General features: G+C 63.3%; 20 protein-coding genes. 6 read left to right on the top strand and 14 right to left on the bottom strand.

The window, feature by feature from the left end; translation table 11 throughout:
• Window positions 1-259 precede the first annotated feature (259 nt).
• Window positions 260-862: an NAD(P)H:quinone oxidoreductase gene (wrbA, locus tag V5738_RS01715; RefSeq protein WP_423822671.1), complete on the bottom strand. Its 603-nt coding sequence runs from the start codon at window positions 860-862 to the stop codon at window positions 260-262.
• A 164-nt stretch (window positions 863-1,026) separates the two neighbouring features.
• On the opposite strand from wrbA, the gene V5738_RS01710 reads away from it, so the two are divergent.
• Complete coding sequence (locus tag V5738_RS01710) at window positions 1,027-1,929, top strand: LysR substrate-binding domain-containing protein (protein WP_423822670.1); 903 nt, start codon at window positions 1,027-1,029, stop codon at window positions 1,927-1,929.
• Here V5738_RS01710 and djlA read toward each other — a convergent pair.
• From djlA to V5738_RS01685, 5 genes are all read right to left on the bottom strand, one after another.
• Window positions 1,922-2,725 (bottom strand): co-chaperone DjlA, encoded by an 804-nt coding sequence (gene djlA / locus V5738_RS01705; RefSeq protein ID WP_423822669.1) that lies wholly within the window; start codon window positions 2,723-2,725, stop codon window positions 1,922-1,924. The two genes, V5738_RS01710 and djlA, sit on opposite strands and share 8 nt — an antisense overlap.
• Before the next feature lie 55 nt (window positions 2,726-2,780).
• Window positions 2,781-3,464: a ligase-associated DNA damage response endonuclease PdeM gene (gene pdeM, locus V5738_RS01700; RefSeq protein WP_423822668.1), complete on the bottom strand. Its 684-nt coding sequence runs from the start codon at window positions 3,462-3,464 to the stop codon at window positions 2,781-2,783.
• A 638-nt stretch (window positions 3,465-4,102) separates the two neighbouring features.
• Window positions 4,103-6,592, bottom strand: a complete 2,490-nt coding sequence (locus V5738_RS01695; RefSeq protein WP_423822667.1) for a ligase-associated DNA damage response DEXH box helicase — start codon at window positions 6,590-6,592, stop codon at window positions 4,103-4,105.
• Entirely contained in the window at window positions 6,585-6,878 is a 294-nt protein-coding gene (locus tag V5738_RS01690; RefSeq protein WP_423822666.1) for a hypothetical protein, read from the bottom strand. Before V5738_RS01690 ends, V5738_RS01695 begins: the two co-directional genes overlap by 8 nt.
• A gap of 214 nt (window positions 6,879-7,092) precedes the next feature.
• Window positions 7,093-8,724 carry an ATP-dependent DNA ligase gene (locus V5738_RS01685; RefSeq protein ID WP_423822665.1) on the bottom strand — a complete coding sequence of 544 codons (1,632 nt, stop codon included), beginning with the start codon at window positions 8,722-8,724 and terminating at the stop codon, window positions 7,093-7,095.
• 251 nt (window positions 8,725-8,975) lie between these two features.
• On the opposite strand from V5738_RS01685, the gene V5738_RS01680 reads away from it, so the two are divergent.
• Window positions 8,976-10,673, top strand: coding sequence for a methyltransferase domain-containing protein (locus V5738_RS01680; RefSeq protein WP_423822663.1), 1,698 nt, complete (start codon window positions 8,976-8,978; stop codon window positions 10,671-10,673).
• Window positions 10,674-10,786: 113 nt separating this feature from the next.
• Window positions 10,787-11,557: an SDR family NAD(P)-dependent oxidoreductase gene (locus tag V5738_RS01675; RefSeq protein WP_423822662.1), complete on the top strand. Its 771-nt coding sequence runs from the start codon at window positions 10,787-10,789 to the stop codon at window positions 11,555-11,557.
• 70 nt (window positions 11,558-11,627) lie between these two features.
• Here V5738_RS01675 and V5738_RS01670 read toward each other — a convergent pair whose 3' ends face one another.
• Window positions 11,628-12,056 (bottom strand): RrF2 family transcriptional regulator, encoded by a 429-nt coding sequence (locus V5738_RS01670; protein ID WP_423822661.1) that lies wholly within the window; start codon window positions 12,054-12,056, stop codon window positions 11,628-11,630.
• Between the two features lie 74 nt (window positions 12,057-12,130).
• Between V5738_RS01670 and hmpA the strand changes: the two genes are divergently transcribed.
• Window positions 12,131-13,357 carry an NO-inducible flavohemoprotein gene (hmpA, locus tag V5738_RS01665; RefSeq protein WP_423822660.1) on the top strand — a complete coding sequence of 409 codons (1,227 nt, stop codon included), beginning with the start codon at window positions 12,131-12,133 and terminating at the stop codon, window positions 13,355-13,357.
• 128 nt (window positions 13,358-13,485) lie between these two features.
• Here hmpA and V5738_RS01660 read toward each other — a convergent pair whose 3' ends face one another.
• Both V5738_RS01660 and lipA read right to left on the bottom strand, forming a co-directional pair.
• On the bottom strand, window positions 13,486-13,941 hold the full coding sequence (locus V5738_RS01660; RefSeq protein ID WP_423822659.1) for a pyridoxamine 5'-phosphate oxidase family protein: 456 nt from the start codon (window positions 13,939-13,941) through the stop codon (window positions 13,486-13,488).
• A gap of 113 nt (window positions 13,942-14,054) precedes the next feature.
• Window positions 14,055-15,050 (bottom strand): lipoyl synthase, encoded by a 996-nt coding sequence (gene lipA / locus V5738_RS01655; RefSeq protein ID WP_423822658.1) that lies wholly within the window; start codon window positions 15,048-15,050, stop codon window positions 14,055-14,057.
• Between the two features lie 170 nt (window positions 15,051-15,220).
• On the opposite strand from lipA, the gene V5738_RS01650 reads away from it, so the two are divergent.
• Complete coding sequence (locus V5738_RS01650) at window positions 15,221-16,300, top strand: DUF5924 family protein (RefSeq protein WP_423822657.1); 1,080 nt, start codon at window positions 15,221-15,223, stop codon at window positions 16,298-16,300.
• A 14-nt stretch (window positions 16,301-16,314) separates the two neighbouring features.
• Here V5738_RS01650 and V5738_RS01645 read toward each other — a convergent pair whose 3' ends face one another.
• Both V5738_RS01645 and V5738_RS01640 read right to left on the bottom strand, forming a co-directional pair.
• On the bottom strand, window positions 16,315-18,492 hold the full coding sequence (locus V5738_RS01645) for an acetyl-CoA hydrolase/transferase C-terminal domain-containing protein (RefSeq protein WP_423822656.1): 2,178 nt from the start codon (window positions 18,490-18,492) through the stop codon (window positions 16,315-16,317).
• A gap of 21 nt (window positions 18,493-18,513) precedes the next feature.
• A complete protein-coding gene (locus V5738_RS01640) occupies window positions 18,514-19,410 on the bottom strand; it encodes a lipid kinase (RefSeq protein WP_423824224.1) in 897 nt (298 codons plus the stop codon).
• A gap of 189 nt (window positions 19,411-19,599) precedes the next feature.
• Between V5738_RS01640 and V5738_RS01635 the strand changes: the two genes are divergently transcribed.
• Window positions 19,600-20,154, top strand: a complete 555-nt coding sequence (locus V5738_RS01635; protein WP_423822654.1) for a YIP1 family protein — start codon at window positions 19,600-19,602, stop codon at window positions 20,152-20,154.
• Between the two features lie 57 nt (window positions 20,155-20,211).
• Here the strand turns inward: V5738_RS01635 and V5738_RS01630 are convergent, their stop codons facing one another.
• The 3 genes from V5738_RS01630 to V5738_RS01620 are packed head-to-tail and all read right to left on the bottom strand — an operon-like array spanning window position 20,212 to window position 23,149.
• On the bottom strand, window positions 20,212-20,400 hold the full coding sequence (locus V5738_RS01630; protein ID WP_423822653.1) for a hypothetical protein: 189 nt from the start codon (window positions 20,398-20,400) through the stop codon (window positions 20,212-20,214).
• A gap of 24 nt (window positions 20,401-20,424) precedes the next feature.
• Window positions 20,425-21,558 (bottom strand): cytochrome d ubiquinol oxidase subunit II, encoded by a 1,134-nt coding sequence (cydB, locus tag V5738_RS01625; RefSeq protein ID WP_423822652.1) that lies wholly within the window; start codon window positions 21,556-21,558, stop codon window positions 20,425-20,427.
• A 1-nt stretch (window position 21,559) separates the two neighbouring features.
• A complete protein-coding gene (locus V5738_RS01620; protein ID WP_423822651.1) occupies window positions 21,560-23,149 on the bottom strand; it encodes a cytochrome ubiquinol oxidase subunit I in 1,590 nt (529 codons plus the stop codon).

Below are 23,149 nucleotides of genomic sequence, written 5' to 3'. Positions count from 1 at the left end.
CAGCTCGGCGCCGTGGTGGTACCTGCGCATCTATGACATGCGCCTTCGGCCTGTTACAGAGTGATCCAAGCCACGCCGGTTGGCGGCCGAGCCCGAACGATACGTGCCCAGTCGCGATCCGGCGCCCGCGCACAGAAAACCAATTCGCCGACCGCCCATGCCTCGAACAGCGCCCGGCTGTTCAAGCCGGCCGCCGATGCTCCACTACAAACGCCCAGAGTGGCCTGCCCGGTAGGAGACGAGGGCAGCTGCAGCCGGGCTAGCCACTGAACTGGGTGGCCAAACGGGCCACCTTTTCCCCCTGGTAACGCGCAATCGACAGCTCCTTGTCGGACGGCTGGCGGGAACCGTCGCCGCCAGCATAGGTGGCCGCGCCATAGGGCGAGCCGCCACGCAGCTCGGAGATATCGAACAGTGCCTGGGCGCCGGCGTAATCGACCGGCACGATCAACATGCCGTGATGGGCAAGCGTGTTCCAGAACGAGGTGATGGTCGTCTCGTTGCCAGCACCGGTCGCGCTCGAAGTGAATACGCTGGCCAGCTTGTTGACTAACTTGCCATTGGCCCACAGGCCACCGGTTTGATCCAGGTAGGTCCGCATCTGACCCGCCATATTGCCAAAGCGGGTGGGCGTGCCGAAGATGATCGCATCGTAATCGGCGAGTTCGGCCGGCGTGGCTTCGCTGCCGGTCAGATCTTGTTTGGCACCGATATTGGTCAGCGCCTCGGCGCTCATGGTTTCCGGCACGTGCTTGAGGGTCACTTCCACGCCGTCGACCGACTCGGCACCTTCGACCACGGCCCGAGCCAGGGTTTCGATATGGCCATACATCGAATAATAGAGCACCAGAATCTTTTTCATCACGATCTCCGATGGCCGTCCTAGCGGCCGTTACCGATTCCAACAGACGGCATTTAACAATACCGATACGCACCGACAGTAGCCGGCTACGCGCAGTACGCATAGCGAGCGGATCTGGCATAGTTGTTCGAATAATTTGAATGACTTCAGACAGGCCGGCTGATATGAGCGATGGCGTGCGACTTGAGGCCCTGGAAGCGCTCGATGCGATCGACCGACACGGCAGCTTCGCAGCGGCTGCCGCTTCGCTCTATCGCGTGCCGTCGGCGATCTCCTATACCATCAATCAGCTTGAAACCGATCTCGGCATTCGCGTCTTCGATCGCAGTGGCCATCGCGCGGTACTGACGCCGGCCGGACAACTGCTGCTCGATGAAGGCCGGCGTATTCTGTTGGCTACCCATGAACTGGCCGCGGCCGCCCGGCGCAAGGCCGACCACTGGGAACCCGAGCTGCGGGTCGCGATCGATGGCCTAGTGGCGCCGGCCGCATTAGCCCCGATGGTCGCAGCCTTCGACGCTGCGCATCCGGCCATCAACTTGAGACTCAGCGAAGAAGTTCTCACCGGCACTTGGGAAGCGCTGTTCGATGAACGGGTGGACCTGGCGATCGGCGTAGCCGACCCACCGGCTTCGGCCGGGATGCACCGAGCCGCCTGGGCCGGCGTGGAGTTCGTGTTCTGTTGTGCCCCGGATCATCCCCTGGCCGCGACCGATCGAGCCCTGACAGAAGACGATCTACGTGCGTGGCGCGCGATCATCGTGGCCGACAGCGCGCAGCGTTTTTCGCCGCGCTCGAGCGTCGGGCTTCTGGATGGTCAGCCCAAACTCACGGTCTCCAACATGCACAGCAAGCGGCACGCTCTGCTGCGCGGCCTAGGCGTCGGCTACTGTCCACGCGGCTGGGTCGCTGCAGATCTGGATGCCGGCCGGCTGATCGCTCCTGCCTTGGCAGTCGAACGCGAGCGCGTCCAAACCTATCTACTCTGGCGACGCGGCGAACGCGGCCGGGCCCTGCAGTGGTTCATCGACTATTTAAGCGATCCGGCCCACCCCGCGGTCAACTGAGGCCGCGAGCCTCCGAAATCCGCTCGTAGGCCGCCCCGATCTCGCGGGTCTTTTGCTCAGCCATCTCGCGCATGCTCTCCGGCATCCCTTTGGCCGCCAGCTTGTCGGGATGATTCTGGCTCATCTGTCGGCGATAGGCTTTCTTAACCTCGGCATCACTGGCCTCGGACGATACGCCGAGCACGTCATAGGCCTGCTCGAGTTGTTCTTCCCGGGAAACCCCGGCCTTCGAGCCCATGCCGTCGCCGCTGGTCTGTCCGCCGGCCGCCCCGCCGGCGCCCAGCATCGCTTCCAACTGGCGGATCTCGGCTTCGGACAGCCCCAGCCCGCGGGCCACTCGCATCAGCGCTTCATGTTCGGCCGAGCTGACCTTGCCATCGGCTGCGATCGCTGCGATCTGCACCTGCAGAAACATCTGGTGCAGCGCTCGCTGGCCGCGGGCGACCTGCGCGAACTGGGCCACCTCGGCATCTAGGTCGAAATCGCCCTGCTTGCCGCGATTGAACGAGCGGCGCGCATTATCCTTCTGGATATCCGACAGACGCAGGCGGTCGAAAAGCTGCTCGGCCACGCGGATCTCGTCACGCGTGACCTGGCCATCGGCCTTACACAGCGCGCCCATCACCGCGAACGTAGAATCCAGGAACTGTTCTCGGATCTTGCCCAAACTGCCGCGGCGGACGCCCATGAACAGCAGCTGGGCGATCCAATAACCGACCACGCCGCCCAGTAGCGCACCGGCAAAGCCCATGAACGAGTAACCGACCAGTACGCCGGCAATAATCGCAATCAACATGGCGGCGATTCTACCGTCGTGCACCGCTTACGGCGAATATCACTGCAACGCAGCCTCATCCGAGCCGGGCTTCGATCACTTCGCCCTCCCCGATCACGAACACCCGATCATCCGGCTCCGGGCTGACCATCCCGCCGCCGGCAAAGCCACAGAAGGCAGGCAATACGAGGCCATTGTGGCCGAGCCAGAACGCCGGCGGGCGGGCCCGTTCGCTGCCGGCCGCAAGGCGTACGACCGGATGAATATGCCCACAGAGCACCGGCCCGCGCGTATCCACACCCGGTTCGTGCTGCGCAACGAACGGCCCAATACGCCGGGCCCCGGCCTGCCACTCGATCCCCAGTTCGACTGGCAACCGACTGATTCGATCGTGGTTGCCGCGTGTTACCACGATCTCTACCCCACGATGGGTATCACGCCAGGCGGCAAAACGCGTTAGCCACGGTTCGTCGCCGGCCGGCGGCGCATGTACGAAATCGCCGAGCACGATCAACTGCCGAGCGCCGGTTGCATCGAGAGCCGCCGTAAGCCGGGCCAGATCCGCCTCGGTCGTCCCGCTCGGCACATTCACGCCCTGGCGCCGAAACACCCCGCCCTTGCCGAAATGGGTATCGGCGACGAACAACGTCTCACCAGCCGGCCAGTACAGACTATGGTCGGCGCGCAGCAACAGGCGTTCGCCGCCCAGCTCCAGCTCGGCCTCGTGGGTTCTATGTGGCGTATCGGTGCTTGCGCTCATCAGACTCGGATTCGGTGGTCATGCCCTGCAAACAGGGCGTACTGAAGATTGTGGGTCGGGTTGGATATTGGGTTTTCAACCACGGTCGACGCTCAGTGGGCCCGTATCGCACCATCATTAGGTCTTGTTTTCCTTCTACCAGCGGTCTTTTCGCCTTGGCCCTCCACTGCTCGGCGCTACGCCCAAGGGGTAGTACAGAGCGGGCCGGCGATGCCGTGGACGGCCTGGTTTGTATTCTGTCCCGTTACGCGGCGACGCAGACGCACAGCGGCGACGGGTGTCCGGCGCACAGCGCCGGTGCGGCCAGCTGTCTGAGGGCCGCCAAAGCGGCCCGAGTTCTGGCCGCATCCCGTGGCCGTGAGCATCGGAGTGCACCGGCGTTAGCCGGCGCCGTGTCGGGTGCCTTTTGTTTGGTTCCTTTATTTGGGCAAGCAAATAAAGGGACTCGCACAGCAGTGCGAAACCGAGATCTAACTCACCTCGTGGCTCAAATCAGATACGCCAAGCCTTGAACCCGAGTGCTTTGAACAACCTACGTGCCGGCCGCGCCGGGCTGTTTCGCGCTGCAGTACGACTACAAAACACACACCCCTAAAACGCCATTCCATCCATAAACATCATTCAAGCGATCAACAGCCTCAACGAACCGACTTCTTGTCGGCCGCCTTCTCAAGCTGCACAGTCATCCGCTCGACCCGATCACGCCAGGACTCGCCGGTCACCTGACTGGCCACCCGCTCGACCCAGAGCGGGAAACCTAGCGGCGTCAGCCGCAGCGGCTCGGCCAGACGAATCGACTGGGTCGCGATCTGCTGCAGCGCCGAGCGCAGCCGGCCTATTTCCAGTTCGCGTTCCAGCACTTCGCGGCGGGCCTGGCCAAGCAGTCGATTCTCGGCGTCGTAGCGCACCAGCACGTCATAGACCAGACCGCTGGAGGCCTGGATCTGGCGGGCGCTTTTCGAAGTGCCGGGATAGCCAGGAAACACCAGCCCAGCGATGCGTGCGATATCGCGAAAGGCATGCTTGGCCAGCTCCGAGGCATTGAGACAGGTCAACAGATCATCGACCAGATTCTCTTCGGACAGGGCCGCACGCAGCTCAGCAACCGTGAACTCGACCTTGGAGCGGGTCACCAGTTCGAAGCCGTAGTCGTTGACCGAAAACCGGAACGTGGCCTTGTGCATGCGTGCCAGCCGCCAGGCCACCAGTGCCGACAGCCCTTCATGCGCCAGACGGCCAGCGAACGGATAGAAAAACCAGTGCCGGCCTTCGCGAGAGCTGACGTGTTCGATCAGCAGTTCATCAGCAGCCGGCAACGCCGACCAGCGTTTCTGTAGTTCCAGCAAATCGCGGGTGGCCGCCAGTTCCGGTTCGTCGTAGCGATCGTCGCGAGCGGCTTCCAGCAAATCGCGAATCGCATCGGCCAAGGTGCCCGAGATCGCCATCCGTCCACCGGCCCAGCGCGGCACCTGACGATTCTTGCGGGTGGCCGCTTTGACGTAGGCCGTCAGCTCCTTGACCCGGGCCAGTTCCAGCAGCCGACCGGAAAACAAGAATACGTCGCCCGGCTTCAACTGGGCAATGAAGCGTTCCTCGACCGTGCCCAGCCGGCCGCCCTTGACCCAGCGCACGCTCATCGCGGCATCCGAGGTGATCGTGCCCATGGTCATGCGATGCCGGCGGGCGATGCGCTTGTCGGTGACCGCGAGCTTGCCCTCTACCAGATCGACCCGACGGAATTCCGGATAGGCCGACAATGCCGCACCACCACGGGTCACGAAATCCAGTGTCCACTGCCATTCTTCGTCACTCAGATCACGATAGGCATGGCTGCTTCGGATCTCGGTCAGCAGCTCGTCTACGGCTACTCCGCCGGCGCCGGTGCTGCCGAGCGCACGCGTAACCAGATGCTGGGCCAGCACATCGATCGCGCCGATCAGCGGCCGGCGTGATTCCAGCTCGCCGGCCTCGGCCTTGCGCCGGGCGGCCGCGATCTCGACCAGCTCGAAGGCATGGGTCGGCACGCAGAGAATCCGGCTGGGCACGCCGGGCCGGTGGCCAGAGCGCCCGGCCCGCTGCAGCAGGCGGGCCACGCCCTTGGGGCTGCCGACCTGGATTACTTGATCGACCGGCGAGAAATCCACGCCGAGATCCAAGCTGGACGTGGCCACCACACAGGCCAGCCGGCCGTCGGCGATCATTGCCTCGACCGTATCCCGCAGCTCGCGATCGAGCGAGCCGTGGTGCAGCGCAATCTTGTCCAGCCAGGCCGGCCGAGCACGGATCAATGCCTGGTGCCAGAGCTCGGCCTGGGAGCGGGTGTTGGTGAAAAACAGCGTGGTCTGGGCCGCCTCGAGGGCAGCGATCACCGGCTCGACCATCTGCGTGCCCATATGCCCCGCCCAGGGGAAGCGTTCGATGGTCGGCGGGATAAGGGCGGTGATCTCGGTGGTCGACGGCACCACGCCACGAATGCGCGTGACGTCTCGTCCACCGGTCAGCACATCGCCAGCTTCGTCCAGATTGGCGAGTGTGGCTGACAAGCCCCAAATCCGGAGCTGCGGATTGAGCGCCCGCAGCCGGGCTAGGCCCAGTTCGAGGGCCACGCCGCGCTTGGTGGCCAGAAGCTCGTGCCATTCGTCGACCACGACACACTGCAGACCGGCGAACATCTGCGCGTGATTGGCATAGGACAGCAGCAGATTCAGGCTTTCCGGCGTGGTCACCAACGCGCTCGGCAGCTTCTTGCGCTGGCGCGCCTTGACGTGCGACTTGGTATCGCCGGTACGGCGCTCGATCGTCCAGCTCAGGCCCAGCTCGGTGGCCGATGCGGCCAGATGCTGGGTGGTATCGGCGGCCAGTGCCCGCAGCGGGGTGATCCAGAGCACGGTCAGCTCGGGCGTAGCAGCCTCGTCGTCGGTGCTCGCCAGCCAGTCGTTGACCGCGCCGAACCAGGCGGCCAGCGTCTTGCCGGTGCCGGTCGGCGCATGGATCAGACCGGATTCGCCGCGGCGCTGGGCTGCCCAGGCGTCGCGCTGGAAATCGAAGATGGTCCAGTCGCGTTCGGCGAACCAGCGCTCGATACGGGCATCGACCGGGGCCGGTTGGGCGACGACGGCTTCACTCATCGGCCGGCTTCTTGCCACTCCAGCGCGCGGCCACGCCACGTGCCTTCTCCGACAGCCATGGAAATTTCTCTTCCAGGCGGGCGAGCTGCTTCTGTACCCAAAGCGAATACGGCGCCAGCAGGATCGCCGAAACGATCAAAAACAGAATGCCCTGAAGAATCGGCAATACCAGCCCGGCCAGCCCAAGCAGAAAGAAGAACACACCGAAACCGATCCGGACATAGTCTCGCCAGGTCATATCGGCCCAGCGAATCCGCTTCGGTGTTTTATCGATCTCATTCGTCATAATCTTGACCCTAGAGGCGCTCGGCTCGACAGCCCATTCGACGCATCAAAGCCCAGTTGGTTCATTCGTGACCGGGGCTTCAAAGGCGCCCATGGCGCCCATGGCAGAGATCGGCGACGGCGCATTCTGTGACCCTTGCAGGGCTTCGGCCGAAGCCAAACGAAGCTTGGATCCAGTGCCTTGGCCTCGCGCGAACTGACACGAACGGGCCGGTTCACGAAATACCGCGCTGCTCGTTCGGCGGCAGCAACGCTTTGACGTTATCCAGCGTATCCGCCTCGGCCAGGGGCTTGTCAGTACGCCAGCGAGCAATACGCGGAAAACGCACGGCAATCCCCGATTTATGCCGATTCGAGGCCTGAATGCCCTCGAAATGCAGCTCGAATACATGATGCGGGGTGACCGAGCGCACCGGACCAAACCGTTCCTTGGTGTGCTTCCGGATCCAAGAATCGACCTGGCGGATTTCGGCATCGGTCAGCCCGGAATAGGCCTTGGCGAACGGCACCAGTTCCTCGCCGCTCCAGACCGCGAACGTATAATCGGTCAGCAGGTTGGAGCGCCGGCCCGAGCCCGGCTGGGCATACAGCAGCACGGCGTCGATCGAGTACGGGTCGACCTTCCACTTCCACCAGTCGCCGCGCACCCGACCGACCCGATACGGCGAGCCGAGCCGTTTGAGCACGAACCCTTCGGTCGCGTATTCCCGGGAGCGCTGGCGCAGAGCGCTGAGCTCGTCCCAGGAATCGGCGCACAGCGTATCGGACAGCGCGATGCGCTCATCGACCCCCTGCAAAGCCTCGGTTAAACGTTGGCGTCGTTCTTCCAGCGGCCGCTCGCGGATATCACGGTGCCGGTCTTCCATCAGATCATAGGCAAAAAAGCGTACCGGATGCTTTTCCTGCATATTGGCCGAAGGCTTGAGGCGGCCGATCCGGCGCTGCAGCCGCGCAAAGGGCAACGGCAAACTGTCGCCGGCCACCCAGGCCAGGATTTCGCCATCGAGCACGCTGCCCTCAGGTAGCGCTGCCGCGGCCGACTCCAGTTCGGGAAAGCGCCCTTCCATGAGATCCTCGCCGCGCGACCAGATATGACATTCCCCGGCACGGCGGATGATTTGGGCCCGAATGCCGTCCCATTTCCATTCGGCCTGCCATTCGCTAACTGGACCGAGGTCGCTGACGGCCTCGATCGAGGCATTTTCAATCGGCGAAGCCAGAAAGAAGGGATACGGCTGAGCGGCATCTTCACCGCGATCGGCTGGATCGACCAACCGCTCGAAAAACTCCGGCGTGGGCTGCCAGCGCCCCATCAGACGATGGGCCACCCGAGCCGGCTCGATATCGGCCACCTCAGCCAGGGCCCGGGTGACCAGCCGTCGCGAGACGCCGACGCGAAACGCCCCGGTCAACAGCTTGTTGAGCGTGAATCGTGCCTCGGTGGGTAGTTCCCGCCAGTAACTGAACAGCCGGGCCTTCTGCTGGGCCACGTCGAGGTTTTTCAGCGGCAGGATGCGCGCCTCGATCCATTCGTGCAGGGCAAGTTCCAGCCCCTGGCTGCCGGCTTCGATTTCATCCAGCAGCAGCGTCATGGTCTCGGCCGAATCTCCCACCGCCGAATAGCTTTCCTCGACCAGCCACATCGGCATGCCGATCGCCTCGGCCACCCATTCGCGCAGCCGCGGGCCAGGGATCAGCCGCTTGATCCGACGCCCACACAGAAACGACACCGCCCAAGCCGCATCGGCTGCCGGCGCAGCTTCGAAATAGTCGCGCATGGCCGCAACTTTCGGATTGGTCGCGGTGGTCGCGTCCAGTCGGATGTATAACTCAGTGAATCGGCGCATTAGCTCACCTAATTTGCGCAGATCGGTGCGCATCCGGCGACGATCCGGTAACCGTCATGGAAATGACATGGATCGTCTTAGGCCTTGATCGCACTGCCTTACAGCGCCCGGCTAGCGGTCGCAACCCATATCTTGTGCACAAGCTGAATTGAAGTTCATCCGTAACTCTGACTAGGGTGTAAGCGATCCATTTGAAGAGCTTGTGGCCGGCGCCGTGCGCGTGTGAACGGCTGCAACAAAAGGACATGCGTATGAGTAGCGATCCGACCGCAGACCCGATGTTTCAACGCGAGCAGGATTTCGGCGATGCGCCTACCGAAATCCGCGAAACCGATCACTACCAGCACGAATACGTCCACGATTTCGTGGAACGCTGGGACGATCTGATCGACTGGGATGGACGTGCTGCCAGCGAAGGCAGCTTTTTCATCGACGTTCTCAAACGATACGGCTGCAAGACCGTCATCGATGCAGCCTGTGGCACCGGTTTCCATTCGGTCCAGCTGTTACGCGCCGGCTTCGAAGTCGCCAGCGTCGATGGCAGCCCGCAGATGCTCTCCAAGGCCTTCGACAACGCCCGTGATCGCGGCTTCATCCTCAAGACCGTGCATACGGACTGGCGTTGGCTGACTCGGGATATGGTCGGTCGCTACGATGCGATCATCTGCCTGGGTAACTCCTTTACCCATATTTTCAACGAACATGATCGCCGCCGTGCGCTGGCCGAGTTCTACTCGATGCTCAAGCACGACGGCATTCTCATCCTTGACCAGCGCAACTACGATGCGCTGTTGGATGGCAAGTCCGGCGGCCCCAGCCACAAGTATTATTACTGCGGCGACGGTGTGACCGCCGAGCCGGAGCATATCGACGAGGGCCTGGCCCGGTTCCGTTATCAGTTCTCGGATGACGGCTCGGTCTATCACCTGAATATGTTTCCGCTGCGTAAGTCGTACGTGCACGACCTGATGCACCAGGTGGGCTTCCAGAAGGTCACGACCTACGGCGATTTCCAGTCCAGCTATCGCGAACAAGATCCGGACTTTTTCATCAATGTCGCCGAGAAGAGCTATCTGCTCGAAGACGCGGATGAAGAAGGCGAAGCCGCCAAGGACGACAGCGGCTATTCTCCGGCGGTCAAGACGGCTCAGAATTATTACAACAGCGACGACGCCGACAATTTTTATTCGCGGCTCTGGGGCGGCGAAGATATCCATATCGGGCTTTATCAGTCCGATGACGAGCCAGTGCTGGGCGCCAGCCACCGCACGGTCGCCCGCATGGGCGAACTGGCGGCCGACCAGCTCGGCGCTCAGGCCAAGGTGCTCGATATCGGCGGGGGCTATGGCGGCTCAGCCCGTTATCTGGCCGAGCATTACGGTGCCCACGTGGTCTCGTTGAACCTATCCGAGGTTCAGAACCAGCGCGCTCGTCGCCAGACCGCCGAACGCGGCCTGGACGACCGGGTCGATATCGTCGACGGCGATTTCGAAAACATCCCTTATGCCGATGCGAGCTTCGACGTGGTCTGGTCGCAGGATGCGATCCTGCATTCCGGCAACCGCACACGGGTGCTCGACGAGGCGGTTCGGGTGCTTAAACCCGGCGGGCTGTTCGTGTTCACCGACCCAATGATGGCCGACGGCTGCCCGTCCGACGTGTTGCAGCCGGTACTGGACCGGATCCAGCTCGAGACCATGGGTTCGCCCGGTTTCTACCGCAAGGAACTGACCCGGCGCGGCCTCACCGAACGCGTCTTTGAGGACCACACGCAGCAGGTGCCGCGCCACTATGGCGGTATCAAGCGTGAGCTGGCGGCCCGCGAGGCCGAACTCGACGGCCATATCTCCCAGACCTATATCGCCAATATGAAAAAAGGTCTGCAGCACTGGGTCGATGCCGGCAACGCCGGCCATCTGGCCTGGGGCATTATGGTGTTCGAGAAATAGGTCAGTCCGTAGTTGCCCGGGTTGGGCTGTGATCGGCGACTTGTCATAGTCCAGCCATTGCTTCGAAGACGCCGGCCGGTATGCGGCCGGCGTCTTCTTTTGTAAGGGACCCCATGACAGAACGTTTTGCTGACCAGACTGTATTGATCACTGGCGCCGGCTCGGGCATCGGCGCCGCCAGCGCACGGCGCTTCGCTCGCGAAGGCGCCAACGTGGTGCTCGTCGGCCGGACCCGGGACAAGCTCGACCGCGTGGCCGCCGACCTGCCCGATCCGGAGCGAGTCATGATCCGGCCGGCGGATGTATCCAAGGCCGACGAAGCCAACGCCCTGGTCGAGGACGTGGTTTCGCGCTTCGGCGGCCTCGACGTCTTGTTCAATAACGCCGGGGTGGCGACCCAGGGGCGTATTCCCGACACCGACGACGCCACCTGGCGTCAGGTCATGGCGATCAACGCCGACGGCGTATTCTATTGCTGCCGGGCGGCCCTGCCGCATCTGATTGCGCGCGGCGGCAATATTGTCAACACCTCCTCGGTATCGGCCCTCGGCGGCGACTGGGGCATGAGCGTCTACAACGCGAGCAAGGCTGCGGTAGCGAACTTCACCCGGGCCCTGGCGCTCGATCATGGCCGCGACGGCGTACGCGTCAACGCCGTCTGCCCCGGCCTCACCCGAACCGAGATGGGCGGTGCGAACTTCGAGGACGAGGCGGTTTACCCCAAGTTCCAGGAGCGCATCCCGCTCGGCCGCGGTGCCGAGCCCGAAGAAGTCGCCGATGTCGTGGCGTTTCTAGCCAGCTATGAAGCGCGTTTCGTCAACGGCGTGAATCTGCCGGTGGACGGCGGCCTGATGGCCTCCAACGGACAGCCTCCCCAGACCTGATTGCAGGCGATCGTATCCCGGTCATCCGGCCCGGCGCACTCTGGCGTGCCGGGCTTTTTTATGGCCGTGCTCAGCAGGCCAGACGAGCCTGCAGCGCCTGCTTGTTGGCCACCACCTGGTCCAGAGTGTACTCGTCGAGCACGCCCAGAAAAGCCTGCTGGGCCTGGCCCAGGGTGCGCTTGAGGTGGCAGACCGGGTTGATCGGGCAGCATGAATCCGGCCCGAAACACTCCAGCAGTTGCAGGTTTTCGGTCTGGCGCACCAGCGCGCCGATGTTGATCCGCGCCGGCGGCACCGCCAGCGCCACGCCGCCGCCCCGGCCACGATAACTGTGAATATAGCCCAGCTGCACCAGGGTCTGGGCCACCTTGGCCATATGGTGTGACGAAATACCGTAACTCGCAGCGGCATCGCCGATATGCGCCGGCTGTGCGTCATCGCGAACGGCCAGATACATCAGCAGGCGTAGTGAGTAATCGGTGTGGGTGGTCAGCTGCATATTTGGCGGCCTAAATAGGTATGCAATATACTTCTTATAAAAAGGTATATCACATGCCGGTTAAAAGGACAGACATGCCGAGTCGCGATCAAGTCGCGGTCATCCAACAGACCGTGCCCGCTCTTCAGCAATACGGCGAACAACTGGCGCGTCATATGTATGCCCGGATGTTCGCCCACAATCCAGAAGTCCGACGCTACTTCAATCCGGCCCACCAACGCACCGGCCAGCAACAGAAGGCGCTTTCGGATGCGGTTTGTGCCTACGCTGCAAACATCGACCATCCGACAGCTCTAGAAGGCGCTGTTGAGTTGATCGCCCACAAGCATGTCTCGCTGGGCATTGCCCCGGAACACTATCCGATCGTCGGCCGCCACTTGCTGGCCTCGATCCGCGAGGTATTGGGGCCGGCTGCGACCGATGACGTCATCGATGCCTGGGCTACGGCGTACGACGAACTCGCCCACCTGTTTATCGAACGGGAACGACAACTCTATGCCGAACAGCTGCGCGACCACGGCTGGACCGGGTTCAAGCCCTTCGTGGTGACCGAGCGCGAAACCGTTGCCGAGAATGTGGTCTCGCTCTATCTCGCGCCGCTCGACCAACGGTCCCTGGCCTGCCACAAGCCAGGGCGTTATATCGCTATCCATCAGGCCCCGGCCGCCGGCGAGAGCGCGCCACGCCATTACAGTCTGTCCAATGCCCCGGGCACGCCTTATTACCGCATCAGCATCAAGTACGAAACCGCGGACTCGTCCGAAACACCGAGCGGTATGTTCTCGAGCTTCGCTCACGAACAGCTCAAGACCGGCGACCACGTCCAGGTTAGCCCGCCCTGTGGCCAGTTCACGCTCGAACTGCCCGAGCAGCCCATGCGGCCATTGGTGCTGATCGCTGGCGGCATCGGCATCACGCCGCTGCTGTCGATGCTGCATGCCGCACTGGCCGAGCCCGGTGACCGGCCACTCGTGCTCATCCAGGCCGTGCGCGACCGCGACCGGCGGCCGTTCGCGGCTGAAATCGATGCCCTGGCCTACCAGCATCCCCGACTGCAGGTGCATATCTGCTACAGCGCGCCCGGCGACGGCGACTTGGCAGTTGCCGATGTGTCGGCTAGCGAAGGCTATGTCTCAGACAGCCTACTCGAGCGCGCCCTCGGCGATGCCGCGGCCGACTATTACTTTTGCGGGCCGCGTCCGATGATGGCCGGCGTGGCGGAACTGCTGCGCGACCGAGGGGTACCGCAGGAGGCGGTACACTACGAATTCTTCGGCCCGGCCGGCACTGAAACCGCCTAGCAGCCCATCACCGCGCGCACTCCGATCGAAAGCGCCGCTGCGGCGGCGCCCCATGCTGGCCGGGTGATTCGCAAATCATCGCTTGGCCTATCCGACCGGCGCAGCTGGCAGGCGGCACGGATACGACGCTATCCCATCAGGTCCGTAGCATCCTGGCCATGCCATACCCGGCCCGGCATAAGCCAGCCGCGCTCCGGAGGAATACGGCGTCCGCTGATCGTATCCAGCGATAGATGCACAACATAGGGCCGCTCGCCACCGGGCAGGGGCTCGGGCAATTCCGGCGACTCAGATTCATCGGTAATCACCAGCCGACCACGGACCATCACGCTCCAGCCGGCCCGGCGCGCCATATCGACGCCGTCGACCTGGAACGTCGCAGCCTGGCCACGGGCTGCAGCCGCTTGTTTGGTGCCCAGCCCGCTATGAAAGATCAGCCCGTCGCTACGCAGGGCATAGTCGACGGGCAGAACCTCTGGGCTCGGCTCGGCGTTGATCGCGATCCGGCCGACTCGGTGCGAGGCCAGAAGCTGGCGACAGGTTGCCTCGTCGAGCTCGGTGATCCGTCCTTCGTCTGTATGCATGCCACGATCTCCCGCTGCGGCCCACCCAAGGTCGGCAGACCATCGCTTTCATCGTAGGCATCGTGGCAGACACGGCGTTGATCCGGATCAACCCGGCTACCGGGCTAACCTGCTCAGGCAGTCTCTTCCAGCCCAGCGTTGTTCTGGTCGAACACGCGATCGGCGCGGTACGAGCTGCGCACCAGGGGCCCGGAGACGACTTCCAGGAAACCGCGGGCCAAGCCCCACTGGCGGTACTTCTTGAAATCCTCCGGCGGCACGTAGCGATCGATCGGCAGATGATTGACGGTCGGGCGCAGATACTGGCCGAAGGTGACGATATCCACGCCGGCGGCCTTGAGGTCATCCAGAACTTCGGCGATCTCATCTTCGGTCTCGCCGAGGCCGAGCATGACCGAGGTCTTGGTCAGCACGTCCGGATTATGCTGTTTGGCATGGGCCAGCACGTCCAGGGTCTGCTGGTAGCCGGCCCGCGCATCGCGCACGTAGTGGGTCAGGCGTTTGACCGTTTCGACGTTCTGGGCGAACACCTCGAGCCCGGAATCGACCACGGTTTCTACATGGGTCGGATTGCCGCCGAAATCCGGCGCCAACGCCTCAACCCGCACCTCGGGGGTACGACGCTTGATGGCCGCCACGCAGTCGGCATAGTGCTGGGCGCCGCCGTCGGCGAGATCGTCGCGATCTACCGAGGTCAGCACGATGTAATTCAGGCCCATGATCTCGACCGAGTCCGCACAATGCTCGGGCTCGTCGGCATCCAGCCAGCCGTGCGGATTGCCGGTATCAACCGCACAGAACTTGCAGGCCCGCGTGCAGGTATCGCCCATGATCATGATCGTGGCCGTGCCATGCGACCAGCATTCGCCGATGTTCGGACACATCGACTCCTCGCAGACCGTAGCCAGCTTGTGCTTGCGCACATTGGCCTTGACCTTGCCGTATTCCTCGCCTGCCGGCAGCTTGGCGCGCAGCCAATCGGGTTTGCGCCCGATGGGTACGGAAGCCGCCTTCTTCGACGCCTTCATGCCATTCTTGATGGCCCGTGTGCCGTTGGGTTTGTCGACCTTGGTTCCGGTGACGACCGGAATGCCCTTGAATTCACTCATGGGACCTCGATCCGTTGCGACGGTTATCGATAGACGCTGATGGTAACACCCGCGCCCGATCGTGTACGGCCGGCGCGGTCATGGCGTTGCAGCCGGCGTTATCCATCAGCCCGTTCCAGGGCCGAACGCGCTGCTATGATTGCCCCTGATTTCGCCCCTCGTCTTGGCCCGTGTCGACCTCCGATCCCGCGCTCGCAACCCCGGCCACCGCCAGCCGTGCCGACCGGCTGATCGAGGCCATCACGAACAGCCGCCTCGGCCGGATCGGCTATCGTCTACGCTGGCTGCTGCCGGTAGCCTCGTTCGCGATCGGCCTGGGCAGTTATTTTTTAATCCAGCGCCAAAACGCGCTCGCCCAGTGGCTGGCCGCGCTAATGCTGCTCGGCTGGGTCGCGCTGTTGTTCGAGGGGTTGCTGTGCCGCGTGCTGGCGCGCTTCGTCGGCGAGCGCGTGCCCCAGATCCTGGTCCGCTATGCCGCCCAGGCCCTGCATCAAGAAACCCTGTTTTTCGTGCTGCCGTTCTTTCTGGCGACCACCACCTGGCAGTCGGCGCAATCCCTGTTTACCGGCTTGTTGATTCTGGCTGCCGTGGTCTCGGCGATCGATCCAATCTATTACGAGGTGATTGCGCCGCGACGCTGGCTGTTTCTGGGCTATCACGCCTTTACTCTGTTCGTCGCCCTATTGGCAGCCGGCCCGATCATCGGCTCGCTGACGACAGGGGATTCGATCGCTCTGGCCTCGGCGGTGATGGGCGTCTGTGCCCTGCCCAGCTTCAACGACGTACTGCAGGCCGGGCGCTGGTGGCGCTGGCTGGTGCTGGCGGCGCTGTCGTTCGCCCTAGCTGGCGGCGCCTGGATGACACGGTTCTGGATCCCGCCGGCGACCCTGAACGCCAAGCAGATGGCGATCACCACCCAGCTCGATACCGCGACCCGCCAGCCCGGCGCCAACCGCCACCACTTCAGCGTGGCCCAAATTCGAGCCAACGGCCTGTATGCGTTCTCGGCGATCAAGGCCCCACGCGGGCTGCATCAGGGCGTGCTGCATATCTGGTCGCATGACGGCCAGATCGTCGGCCGGATTCCGCTAGAAATCCAGGGCGGCACCCGCAAGAATGGGTTTCGTACCTGGAGCCACAAACAGAGTCTGGGCGCCGATCCGCGCGGACATTGGCGGGTCGCGGTCGTGACCGACGATGGCCAGCTGATCGGCGCCGAGCGCTTTACCGTGGGCCAATCCAGCCACTGAGCTAAGCCGGCGCGTTATTCGCTGCCGATCACCCCGGCGTTGAGCAGCGCCAGGGTCACCAGGCGCGCATTGAAATGCTCGCGCCAGCCACTCGGCGCAGCCAGCCCCAGCCGCTCTAGATAGGGCTCGGCGGCCGGGCGATGCTGCCGCAGCCGGGGCGCCTGGCGGGCGAAGGTGCGCAGCAGTCCGGTCTTGGATGCCGACGACAATGGCTTCAAGGCCGAGATCAGGGTCAACTCGATATCCGTGAACTCGCAGCCATAGGGATAGCGCGGGTAGTAGCCGTCATCGCGATCCGGCGCCAGCCAGCCGCCTACCGCATCGGGGGTGTTCGATCGCGCCCGCTGGGGGATCCGATAATCGGGCGAGAGCTTACCGGCGGCCACCGCGGCCGAACGCAGTTTATTCTGGAAACGGGCATCGGCGACCTCGATCAGCGCAATCGCGACCTGCTCATCGGTTTTGCCGCGCAGATCGGCCACCCCGTATTCGGTGACTACGATATCGCGCAGATGGCGCGGGATCGTGTTGTAACCGTAGTGGGCCACGATATTGGATTCGGGCCCTTTCGAGCCGGACCGCACGGCCCGTACGCAGATGACCGAACGCGCCCCGGACAATTCGTGGGCCTGGGCCACGAAGTTGTACTGTCCGCCTACACCCGATAAAACTTGCCCAGACTCCAGCCCGTCCGAGGCAATCGCGCCGTCCAGGCTGGCCTTGATGGCCGTATTGACGAACCGGGCATGGCGACGCTGGGCCCGCTTGAGCTCTTCCTGGCCGTAGAGATGGTTGATCGCGCCGATCCCGGTCATATGGAACTGATCGCGCGCGGATATATCGAGTTCGTGCAGGTGCGCATAGAACGAACTCGGCCCAAGGAAGAACCCGCCATGGACCAGCGTCGGCCCGGCCAGATGCATGCCCAGGCACCGCGCTTCGATTTCGCTGCGGGCCTCGCGATCGGCCAGGTCGGGCGTAATCGGGGCCTCGCCGTCGCCCGGATCGAGTCGATCATCGGCCCAGTGGACATGCTCGGCGAAGACCCCAATACGCTTGAGCCAGGCGGTATCGGCGGCTTCGAGCCGAGCCCAGATCGCCCCCGCTTCGAGCAACGCCGTGAGCGTGCGTGGGCCGACGGCATCGTCGATCGCGCCTTTGTTGAGCAACCGCTGGACGGTCAGATCGTCATAGACCGCTCGTCGGATCACCCCGGCCCGATGCAGCTGGACATAGCCATCGACGAGCATTTCGGTACAGCCATAAAGACCGCGCTCGAACGGCGCGCGGCCGCCATAGGCCGCCACCAGCGCCTGCTCGCTCTCGCTCGCCGGCTGGCGTTCGATCAGGCGCTGAAAGCGGGGGTTGTCGTTATGGCGCAGATCCAGACAGTAGGCGATCGCATCCGATAGGCTGCCAATGCCGATCTGCAGTGTGCCGCCATCGGCGATCAGCGTGCTCACCCGAGCCGCGATCGCATAGTCGGCATCCGAAACCGCTTCGTGCGGGGTGCCGAACGGCTTGAAGTTGGCCGCGGGGCCTTCGAACAAGGCATCGAGCCGGTCGGCTTCGACCAGCGCGCTGCGGGTCATGGTCGGCAATTGGTGATTGAGCTGGGCCACGACCAGCGGCGCCTGCCCGGCCTCTCGCAGGCGCTCGACCTCGGGCATCAGATCGAGCGTGACATCGGTATTGCAGGATAGCGAGACCTGGTCATCGGCCAGGCCGGGCGCGACCATCTGCATCAGCACGTTCACGCCGGCGGCCATCAGATCGCGGGCCGCGTGGGTATAGTTCACCGAACGATAATGGCGCTGGGCATAGCGGTTGCCGAGCATCGCCCCCGGCTGGAAGAAAAATTCCGATACCGTCACATTGTCGGGCAGCGCGCCACGTTTCAGATCGCGCAGATAATCCAGCCCCGGATAGTCCTCGAACAGACGTTCTGCGATCGGCTGCATCAGCCGCCGTTCGATGTCGCCGGAAGGCTGGGGCACATCCAGCGATAAAGCCGTGATGATGGTCAATTCGATCGAGGGATCGGCTTTGACGCGCTGATACAGCGCGTTCATCAGCGTCGCGGCCTTGCCCAGGCCCAGCGGCGCCCCAAGCCGGATGTCCGGGCCCACCCGCTCGATCAGCCAATCGACCAGCGCCTCGACGTCTTCGAATCGTTCTGGGCGCCGACTCACGATTAGCCTCCCGAACCGGGTCTAGTTCTGGCCACCAACCCGACGCGATCCATTGCCCTGGTCGAGATAGGCCTGGGGCACTTTGACCGTCAGCGCACTCGGCAACACCCGGAAGGTGGCCGGCGTCTGGGTCAGGATCTCGCCGTCGGTGTTGATGTTCATCGACTGCTCGGTCTCGATCCGAAACTCCTCGCCTTCGAACAGCTGCACGCCCTGCATAGCGTGGTTGGGGCCTTTCATCAGCCCGGGCAACATCGCCAGCAGCGACGACAACGGCCGCGGTTTGAGGCTGTACAAATCCAGCCGACCATCGTCGAGCGCGGCATCGCTAGACACCGCCATGCCGCCACCGAAGTAACGGCCGTTGCCGACCGCGATCTGGATCGAGCGCAGCTGTCGGGTCTGGTCGGCAAACGAGACCTGGGCCTGGAACGGTTCGGTATCGCGGACCGCGGAGATCACGTTCGAGGCATAGCCGAGCGAGCCGAACCATTTCTTGGCTGCATCCGAGCGGTATTCGCAGGCCCGAACCGCCAGGCCGATGCTGGCGACGTTGAGAAAATACACGTCGTTGCACTGGCCGAGATCGATGCCGTGGTCGATGCCATCGACCACGTTGTCGCAGGCCGATTTCAAGTCGGTCGGAATCAACAAGGTTCGGGCGAAATCGTTAGCCGTGCCCAAGGGCAACACTGCCATGGGCAGCCCGGTCTCCATGACCGATTTCGATGCCAGGTTGAGTGTACCGTCCCCGCCGCCGAGCACGATCACATCGACACTCTCGGCATAGCGCTCGATCTCGGACGCCACATCCTCCGGCTGCTGGAAACGGCCCTCGATGACCTCGACATCACGTTCGGCCAGATGCTCGACCGCCGTCTGGGCATTGGCTTCGCCCTGGCGCGATTCGCGATTGATAAGTAGTAGAGCGCGCAGGGTGATCCCCGCTCATGAAAGGTATGTACGTAGCCTAAGCCGCTGCCGCGGGTTGCGCAATGCAGCAATCGTGCCTCGCTGCGGATTTGGGCTGTCGATCGATGCCGCTGGCCTTTCGGGCCTGTTTTGAGCCACGCTGTCGTCTGAATCAATCAACCACGAAGCAATCGCATGCACGGTTTCATCCAACGCATGATCGGCGCGGCCAAACTCGAGGTCCCGATCTACGAAGAAGTCGAACACGACCACTCGGCGACCGGTCAGGCAGCAGCCGTCGTGGTACTGGCCTCGCTGGCCGCCGGTATCGGCGCCCTGACCCATATGGGCTTCGGCGGGCTGATCATTGTCACCCTGGCCGCCTTGATCGGCTGGCTGATCTGGGCCGCGATCATCTGGGTCGTCGGCACCAAGCTGCTGCCCCAGAGCCAGACCGAGGCCGACCTAGGCCAGCTGCTGCGCACCATGGGCTTTGCAGCCTCGCCGGGTCTGCTGCGCATCTTCGAGATCATTCCGGTGCTGGGTGGCATCGTAGGTATCGTCGTCGCGATCTGGATGGTCGCCACGATGGTGGTCGCCGTGCGCCAGGCGCTCGACTACGACAACACGCTGCGCGCGGTCGGTGTGGTCGTCATCGGCTGGATCATTCAGCTGCTGATCGGTTGGTTGATTGGCGGCTCGCTGCTCTACGGCATGGGCGGCGCTCCGGCCGGTGCTGGCGCGGTCTAAAACCGCAGCCGACAGTTAAACGAACGCCGGGTCTCCCCGACCCGGCGTCTCGTCGCCTCATTCGCGAGGCTCATCCTCGTAACGGACATCCAGCATGACCGTGCCGGCTACGGCGATGAGAATGATCATCACCGTGCCCAGCACCCAGGCCAGATACCAGGCCCCGCGCTCCCCCAGCACGATCGCCAGAAACAGCGCGATCAGCGCGACCACGAACCAGAAAACGAATTGGGCAACGGCTTTCATGTCTTGGCTCCCGACAACGTGGGTCTAGTACGCATGTTCGTCATGCTCGATCGACTCTGGGGTGACCTTGCCGCGCATCACCCAGAACGCCCAGCTGGTATAGGTCACGATGATCGGCACGAAGATCAGGGTGAACACCAGCATCCAACCCAGCGTGCCGGCGCTCGACGAGGCATCCCATACGGTCAGGCTCTGGTCGGGCGCACTCGAAGACGGCATGAGAAACGGAAACATTGCAGCCCCCACAGTGCCGAGCGTGGCCGCCCAGGCGAGAGCCCCCGCCCACCAGGCCAGGGTCGAGGCACCGCGGCGTACCGCGGCGATGCCGCCGGCAACCGCGAGATAGACCAACACCGGGATGAGCCACAGCACCGGCAGCGCCCCGTAGTTATGCAGCCAGGCACCCGCTTCGCGGGCCACGGTCTTGTTCAACGGGATGGCCGGCCCGGCCGGGTCGATGGCACTGGTGATCGTATAGCCCGCCATTTGCCAGACCCAGATACCGCCGATGCTGAACAACACCAGTGCAGCCGCGCCCGCCACCGTGGCCAGCCGGGCCGCGCGCTCGCGAATCACGCCTTCGCCCCGTCCCATGACCATAGTCGCGCCCTGATACAGGGCCAGCGACAGCGACATCAGCCCGCATAGCACCGCGAACGGATTGAACAGACTGATAAAACTACCCGTGTAGTAGGACACCATGTTCCACGAAAAATGGAACGGCACGCCTTCGAGCATATTGCCAATGGCCGCGCCGAACACGATCATCGGCACCGCCCCCGACACGAACAGCGCCCAGTCCCAGACGCCGCGCCAGCGCGCGCTGGCCAGCTTGCTGCGATATTCGAAACCCAGCGGGCGTACGATCATCGACCACAGCAGCACCAGCATCACCACATACAACCCGGAAAACGCCGTGGCATAGATGGTCGGCCAGGCCGCGAATACCGCCCCGCCGCCGAGGATGAACCAGACCTGGTTGCCGTCCCAGTGCGGCGCGATCATGTTGATCGCAGCCCGGCGCTCGCCGTCGGTACGGCCCAGATAACGCAGGGCCGCACCGACGCCCATATCCATGCCGACCATGACCGCGAGGCCGATCAGCAGCACGCCGAGCAGGGCCCACCAAATCAGCTTGAGTACGATGTAAAGCTCCATTTTATGCCTCGCTCCACTGCGACATGCGGGGTTGGGGGGTCGCTTCGGCCTGTTCGTGGCCGCCCTGCGGACCGTCGTCCGGGCCGAGCCGGATGAACTTCACCATCAAGAACATCTCGACGATGATGAACAGCGTGTAGAGAGCCACGAATCCGATCAGCGAAAAGATCATGTAGCCCACCGAATGGGTCGAGGCGGACAGCCAGGTCGGCAGCTGGCCATAGACGGTCCAAGGCTGGCGGCCCAGCTCGGCGACCACCCAGCCGGCTTCGTTGGCAATGAACGGCACCGGAATCATCCACGGCGCGATCTTGAGGAGCCAGCGCTTGTCGGTGATCGTGCCGCGCAGCGAATAGATCACTGCCAGGATCAGAAAGCCCATCATCACGAAGGCCAGCCCGACCATGATCCGAAAACCCCAGAACACTGGGAACACCGGCGGAATACTGTCGGCCGCGGCCTTCGCGATCTGGGCGTCCGTGGCGTTTTGCACATCCGATGCATAACGCTGCACCAGCAGCGCATAGCCCAGATCTTCTTTATGGTTATTGAACTGGGCCCTGGCCGCGGCATCGTCCGGGTTGTCGCGCAGGGTCTGCAGCGCGGTCAGCGCCGGGATACCGTTGCGGATCCGGGCCTCTGCCTGCTGTTCCAGATCGGCAAAACCTGGAATCGATTGATCGAAACTATGGGTGACCAAAGGCGTGAGTAGATACGGGATCTGCAGTTCGAAATCATTTTCCCGATTGTCCTGATCGGGCCAGGCCACGACATTGAAGCCGGCCGGCGCCTCGGCGGTCTCCCATAGGCCTTCCATCGCCGCCAGCTTGGTCGGCTGGTCTTCGCCGTTGATAAAGCCCAGCGCATCGCCCAGACAGATCACGGCGATACTGGCGAAGATGCCGAACAGCGCCGCCACCCGGAACGAGCGCTTGGCCAGTTCGAGGTGCCGCCGGCGCAGCATGTAGAACGCGCTGATCCCGATCACGAAGATCGCCGCGGTCAGATAGCCGGCGATACTGGTATGCACGAACTTGGCCTGGGCTTCCGGATTGAACAGCAGATCCGTAAAGCTGGTCAGCTCAACCCGCATGGTTGCCGGATTGAATTCCGAGCCGACCGGCGCCTGCATATAGCCATTGGCGATCAGAATCCACAACGCCGACAGATTCGAGCCAAGGGCGACCATATAGGTCACCAGCAGATGCTTGCCCCGCGAGAGCTTGTCCCAGCCGAACAGCATCAACCCGACCATGGTCGACTCGAGGAAGAACGCCATCAGGCCCTCGATAGCCAGTGGCGCCCCGAAAATATCGCCCACGAAGTGCGAGTAGGTCGACCAGTTGGTACCGAACTCGAACTCCATGGTCAGCCCGGTGGCCACGCCGAGCGCGAAATTGATCGCGAACAGCTTGGCCCAGAAATGGGTCATCTGACGGTAGATGGCCCGCCCGGTGATGACATAGATGGTCTCCATCGCCGCCAGCAGCATGCTCATGCCGAGCGTGAGCGGGACGAACAGATAGTGATACAGCGCGGTCGCAGCGAACTGCGCGCGCGACAGATCGATAACGGTATCGAGTGCGTGCAT

This window comes from Salinisphaera sp. SPP-AMP-43, assembly GCF_049568105.1.
GTDB lineage: Bacteria > Pseudomonadota > Gammaproteobacteria > Nevskiales > Salinisphaeraceae > Salinisphaera.
This window is presented reverse-complemented; position numbering and strand designations above follow the sequence as displayed.